Source organism: Planktotalea sp., assembly GCF_049680325.1.
GTDB lineage: Bacteria > Pseudomonadota > Alphaproteobacteria > Rhodobacterales > Rhodobacteraceae > Planktotalea.
Genome location: NZ_JBAUHO010000371.1, coordinates 1 through 6,130 on the forward strand (window position 1 = coordinate 1; position 6,130 = coordinate 6,130).

General features: G+C 55.2%; 5 protein-coding genes and 1 riboswitch. Of the genes, 3 read left to right on the top strand and 2 right to left on the bottom strand.

The genetic code is table 11. The features are described 5' to 3' along the window. Positions 1-57: 57 nt before the first annotated feature. Positions 58-1,056 carry a DUF2125 domain-containing protein gene (locus WBC85_RS16565; RefSeq protein WP_424439897.1) on the top strand — a complete coding sequence of 333 codons (999 nt, stop codon included), beginning with the start codon at positions 58-60 and terminating at the stop codon, positions 1,054-1,056. Here the strand turns inward: WBC85_RS16565 and WBC85_RS16570 are convergent. Next, a complete protein-coding gene (locus WBC85_RS16570) occupies positions 1,053-1,490 on the bottom strand; it encodes a 6,7-dimethyl-8-ribityllumazine synthase (protein WP_424439900.1) in 438 nt (145 codons plus the stop codon). The genes WBC85_RS16565 and WBC85_RS16570 overlap by 4 nt on opposite strands. 74 nt (positions 1,491-1,564) lie before the next feature. Then, positions 1,565-1,700: riboswitch (FMN riboswitch) on the bottom strand. A gap of 83 nt (positions 1,701-1,783) precedes the next feature. Here WBC85_RS16570 and WBC85_RS16575 point away from each other — a divergent pair. Next, positions 1,784-3,076: an acetylornithine deacetylase/succinyl-diaminopimelate desuccinylase family protein gene (locus WBC85_RS16575; RefSeq protein ID WP_424439903.1), complete on the top strand. Its 1,293-nt coding sequence runs from the start codon at positions 1,784-1,786 to the stop codon at positions 3,074-3,076. Here the strand turns inward: WBC85_RS16575 and WBC85_RS16580 are convergent. Continuing rightward, positions 3,073-4,326, bottom strand: a complete 1,254-nt coding sequence (locus tag WBC85_RS16580) for an Hsp70 family protein (protein WP_424439906.1) — start codon at positions 4,324-4,326, stop codon at positions 3,073-3,075. The two genes, WBC85_RS16575 and WBC85_RS16580, sit on opposite strands and share 4 nt — an antisense overlap. 139 nt (positions 4,327-4,465) lie before the next feature. On the opposite strand from WBC85_RS16580, the gene WBC85_RS16585 reads away from it, so the two are divergent. After that, complete coding sequence (locus tag WBC85_RS16585; protein WP_424439909.1) at positions 4,466-5,944, top strand: ABC transporter substrate-binding protein; 1,479 nt, start codon at positions 4,466-4,468, stop codon at positions 5,942-5,944. The last annotated feature ends 186 nt before the right edge of the window (positions 5,945-6,130 follow it).

Here is a 6,130-nt window from a genome sequence, read left to right on the forward strand (position 1 = left end):
GTACTGGCCCTTTCAGATTGCCTGCCTTAGATACGAGCCAAGCCTTGAGGAAAAGAGATGAAACGACTGTTATTTGTAATTGTTGCCGCCGCTGCGCTTTACGCCGGCTATTGGTTTGTTGGCTCAAATGGCGCGCGCGCCGGCTTTGTTCAATGGTTTGAAGATCGCCGCAGCGAAGGTTGGGTTGCTGATTACGAAAGCATCACGACGCGCGGCTTCCCAAGCCGTTTTGATACAACAATAAGTGACATCGCGCTGGCCGATCCTGACACAGGCGTCGCCTACTCCGCCCCATTTCTTCAAATTTTCGCGCTAAGCTATAAGCCCGAACACCTGATTGCAGTTTGGCCAAATTCGCAAACTCTAAGCAGCCCTTATGGCAAAGCCGCAATCACAAGCGCTGACATGCGTGCCTCCTTGATCGTCAAGAAGAACACCTCGCTCGCACTTGAAAAGGCCAATTTCACAACCGACGATCTGTCGTTGAAGATGAACACCGGCGAAGTTTACGGCGCAAGCAAAGCGCTGGTGGCGGTAGAACGGACGCCTACGGCGAACAATAGCTATCATTTCGGTGTTGAGCTGAAGGAAGTCGCCCTGCCCCAACCCAAGGGGCTACGACTAGAGGCCGGGATTCTGCCCGACAAGCTGACCTATGCACGGGGCGATGTCACAGCAAAGTTCGATGCGCCGTGGGATTTGAACGCGTTGCAATCCGCACGTCCGCAGCCAAGCAATATTTCCATCAAGCTTATCGAAGCAAAATGGGGCCAGCTTGAATTGCGCCTCGCTGGCGCTTTTGATGTGGACGAGCAAGGCCGTGCAAGCGGAAAGATCACAATCAAAGCCCAGAACTGGCGCGATATTCTGGCCGTTAGCGCGGCAACGGGCGCGATCCCGTCGCAGCTGGTTCGCCCGATCGAGCAGGGTCTATCGCTGCTTTCTAGCCTTTCCGGCAATCGAAACACGCTCGATTTGCCACTCGATCTGAACAATGGCCAAATGAAACTGGGGCCGATCCCGCTTGGACCAGCCCCGCTGTTTCGATTACGTTAGGCGTAGTGCGCTAGCGTCGCGCGCACCGCCTGCGCCGCCTCTGCGCCTTTCTTGACGAAGTGATCGGTAAAGAACCCGATATGCTCTGGCGTGTGTTGAAAATGATGCGGGGTCAGCGAGACAGAGAAGGTCGGCACACCCGTGCTCATCTGCGCATCCATCAACCCATTCACCACCGCGGCGGCAACGAAATCATGGCGGTAGATCCCGCCATCCACGACCAGCGCGGCGCAAACGATTGCATCATATTCACCAGATGTGCCCAGCTTCTTCGCCAAAAGCGGCATCTCGAATGCACCAGGCACATCAAAGGCCGCGATTTGAACGGTGGCATCGACACCATCCATATCCGCCTCGAAACCAACAAGCGCTTGATCCACAATATCGGAATGCCAGCGCGCTTTGATAAACGCTATTTTCAGTTGTTTCGTCATTTTGGAACCTTTGTTTTAGACGTTACAAAAGCCCCAGAGCATCGCATTGGCCCGCCTACCCAAAAGGGCAAACGTACCGCTCTCTTTCATCCGGACTTTCACCGTCGGCCCTGGAATTCCACCAAAGTCTGCTGACCCCTCACGTTTTCGCAAAGGCGCTCGCGGGCTATCACCGCCGGTAGGGACTTTCACCCTGCCCTGAGAACACTGCATTGGTGGCACGCAGCGTCTACTCTTGCAAGAGATGCGCCGCCGCGTCACTCTGAATTCAATCGGCTGAATGGAGAATTTCAATGAGTGACTTGCAAGCCCGTTTGGCGGCGCGCATCGAATCCAAGCGCGAAGACCTGATCGAACTGACACAAGAGCTGATCCGCATTCCGACCCTCAACCCACCGGGCGAAAACTATCGTGAGATTTGTACGTTTCTGGGCGAGCGTATGGCACGCAGCGGATTTGCCATGGAAATGGTGCGTGCAGAAGGCGCGCCGGGGGATTGCACCAAATACCCCCGTTGGAACGTGGTCTGTCGACGTGAAGGGGCGGGCTTGGGCGAATGCGTCCACTTCAATTCGCACATAGATGTCGTCGAAGTCGGTGCAGGCTGGACGACTGATCCGTTTGGCGGCGAACTCAAAGACGGCAAGATCTACGGTCGCGGGGCCTGCGACATGAAAGGTGGCTTGGCGGCTTCGATCATAGCTGCGGAAGCCTTCGTCGAAGAATGCCCCGATTATGCAGGCGCGATTGAAATCAGCGGAACGGCCGACGAGGAAAGCGGTGGCTATGGCGGTGTGGCGTATCTGGCCGAAAAAGGCTTCTTTGCCCCGACACGCGTTCAGCATGTGATTATTCCCGAACCACTTGGCGTGGATCAGATTTGCCTCGGACATCGCGGCGGCTGGTGGGCCGAAATAGAAACCTTCGGAGAAATCGCCCACGGCTGTATGCCCTTCCTCGGCGATTGTGCAGTTCGGCATATGGGCGCAGTGCTCGATAAATTCGAAGACACGCTTTATCCTGCTATGGCCGCACGGCACACGGAAATGCCCGTCATTCCCGAAGGTGCGCGCCAATCAACAATGAACATAAACTCGATCCACGGCGGACAAAACGAGCAGCCCGAGGACAGTACGGCCCTGCCCTCGCATTGCGTTCCCGACAGTTGTCGGATCGTTATCGACCGCCGGTATCTCGCTGAAGAAAACCACGCGGGCGTCAGCGGCGAAGTCAAAGACCTGCTTGAAGAGCTCCGCGTGACCCGTCCAAATTTCGAATACGCCATGCGCGAATTGAACCATGTCGCCCCCTCGATGACCGATAAAGAAGCACCCGTTGTGCAAACTGTTGCCAGATCAATCGAGGCGGTGATGGGCAAAAAAGTGCGCTACGTCGCCTCCCCCGGAACCTACGATCAGAAGCACATCGACCGTATCGGCAAGCTGAAAAACTGCATCGCTTATGGGCCCGGAATTCTGGAACTGGCGCACAAACCTGACGAATACGTCGGCGTTGAAGACATGATGGATAGCGCCAAGGTCATGGCACATTCTTTAGCCCAACTTCTGATGGGCGTGCAGGATTAATAATCGCCGCTCGCCAACGCAAGACCCTGGATAATGCCCGTCAGGGCCGCGCCGTGATGGGTCTGTGCCTTTGGAAAGGCCCCTGTCACCGCGTTTTGGACAACGTCCATCAAACTGGAACCGCCAACAAAAACCAGATGGGTGACTTGCTCGGGTGCCAAGCCGGCGTTTTGCACACAGTGCAGCGCCATCTGCGCGATCTGCTCAGCGGAGGGTTGCAAAGTATGCGCCAAAGCCAACGCATAGAGCGGCGCTTCGAACCTTTGCTCCAACGCATCTAATCGCATATCGACGCTTGCAAGCGGCTTGGTGTTCAGCTCGATCTTGGCGGCTTCAACCGCAAAGGCAAGATCATGACCCCGCTCGTCATCAAGGACACGGTTAAGACGTGCCAACTTGTCCGGCTCCACCGCATATTGCAGCAAATCTTTGGCCGCGCGGCGGGTATCGGGGGCATAAAGAAACGGGATTTTCTGCCATGTCGCGAGATCCGCAAATATCGCATTCGGCGCGATATGGGTTTTATCGCCAAAAGCATGGCGGATTTGCGTGCCCCGTCCCATCATCGGCATCACATGTTCGAAACTTAGCAAGCGGTCAAAATCGGTTCCCCCAAGGCGCAGGCCATCACTTTGAATGATCTCGATCGCGCTGCTATCCGTGCTTTTGAAAAGCGTGAAGTCAGACGTACCGCCTCCAATGTCGATGACCAGCCCAAGATCGCCAGCGTTCAGAACATGCGCCAACGCACGCGCCGCGCCTTCTGGCTCGTTCATAAACTGCACATCTTCAAAGCCCGCAATTTTATAGCATTCGCGCAAATCCGTCAGCGCCTGCGCATCGCGCTTTGGGTCTGCATGAAACCGAACAGGGCGCCCCGATAGCGCACGGCGATAGCTTTGCCCTGTCTGCGTTTCTGCCCGCGCTTTCATTTCCGAGAGAAACCGCGCAACGATCTCGATATAGCTCATCCGCTTGCCCAGAAACGGCTGGCTTTCGCGGATTAGCGGGGTGCCGAGCAGAGATTTAAGCGCGCGCATATAGCGCCCCCAAGCGCCCTCAAACAGCGCTTGCTCTGCAAGCGAGCCATAGGTGACCATCTTCTCCTCGAAATCGAAAAACAATGCAGTCGGCAGCGTTTGCTTGCCCGGCTCAAGCTCGATGATGTGCGCTTTTCCGTTCAAATTCACACCAACAGCAGAGTTCGATGTGCCAAAATCAACGGCCAAAATATCTGAATTTTGCCCCATATCGCGCCCCATTCGTCGAAAGCGCGCGTGATACGAAGCCTTTGCAGCCCGTGCAAGCCTCAAATTCCCCGTCAAATAATCTAGCCAGCCTATAGTATTGAGGCTAACCTCGTTTTCGAACATATAACGGGAGACCAAAATGTCTAACCTTCGTACCCTTCTGCTGGGCGCAAGCGCTGCCGCGATGCTGGCCACTGGTGCCTTTGCAAAGTCCGACATTACTGTCGCATTGCAGCTAGAACCGCCACATCTTGACCCGACATCCGCAGCCGCTGGCGCGATTGACTCTGTGCTCTATTCGAACGTCTTCGAAGGTCTGACCCGTTTTATGGCCGATGGTTCGGTTGTTCCGGGCCTTGCTCAAAGCTGGGACATTTCCGATGACGGCCTCACTTATACTTTCAAACTGCGTTCTGGCGTGACCTTCCACGACGGCACAACAATGGATGCCGAGGATGTGAAATTCTCGCTGGACCGCGCACGTGCGGAGGACAGCACCAACGCCCAAAAGGCGCTTTATGCAGGCATCACGGATGTTTCTGTCGTTGATCCGATGACCGTTAAACTGACACTGGCAGAGGCGAATGGCTCCATGCTGTTCAACCTTGCATGGGGCGATGCAGTGATCGTCGCGCCAGAAAGCATCGAGAACATCAAACAGATGCCCATCGGCACAGGCGCGTTCAAGTTTGTGAACTGGGTGCAGGGTGACAAGATCGAATTGGCACGCAACGACGCCTATTGGGGAACGGCACCCGCACTTGAAAACGCGACGTTCAAATTCATCTCTGATCCAACGGCCGCCTTCGCTGCGGTGATGGCGCAAGACGTCGATGTCTTTGCAGGTTTCCCCGCGCCTGAGAACCTTCCACAGTTCGAAGCAGACCCGCGGTTTCAAGTGCTTGTCGGCAGCTCAGAAGGGGAAACGATCCTTTCGACCAACAACAAAATGCCGCCCTTTGATAACGTCAAAGTACGCGAGGCACTTGCACATGCCATCGATCGTCAAGCAATCATCGACGGCGCTATGTTTGGATACGGCACACCGATCGGCACGCATTTCGCGCCGCACAATCCTGACTATGTCGATCTGACCGCTATGAGTGCTTATGATCCCGCCAAGTCCAAAGCACTGCTGGCCGAAGCGGGCATGCCCGATGGTTTTGAAACCACGCTGCACCTGCCGCCCCCCTCTTACGCGCGTCGCGGTGGTGAAATCATTGCCGCACAGCTGGCTGATGTTGGCATCAAGGCCGAAATCATCAATGTGGAATGGGCGCAGTGGCTGGAAACTGTGTTCCGTGGAAAGGATTTTGGCCTGACCATCGTCAGCCATACAGAGCCTTTCGACATCGGCATCTATGCGCGTCCTGACTACTATTTCCAGTACGACAATCCCGAGTTCCAAGCTTTGATGACCAAGCTGAATGCGACGGCTGACCCGGCGATGCGATCGGACATGATCGCTCAGGCGCAAACAACGATTTCGCAGGATTATGTGAACGGATACTTGTTCCAGCTGGCCTTCCCGACCGTCGCGGATGCGAAGGTTCAGGGCCTGTGGGAAAATGCTCCGACACAAGCGACTGATCTGACAGGCGTTAGCTGGGCTGATTAAGGCATTCGCAAACGAGCGAACAAGGGCGCGGAGTTTTCTGCGCCCTTGTCTATTTTTAATCTCAACTAAAGAACGTCGCGCTGTTCTTGGTAATACTTGTTTTAACCAGCCAGATTGCGTTCTAACGTGCATACATGCTGCGCTATACCCTCAAACGACTCCTGTCACTTGTGATCAGCTTGATCA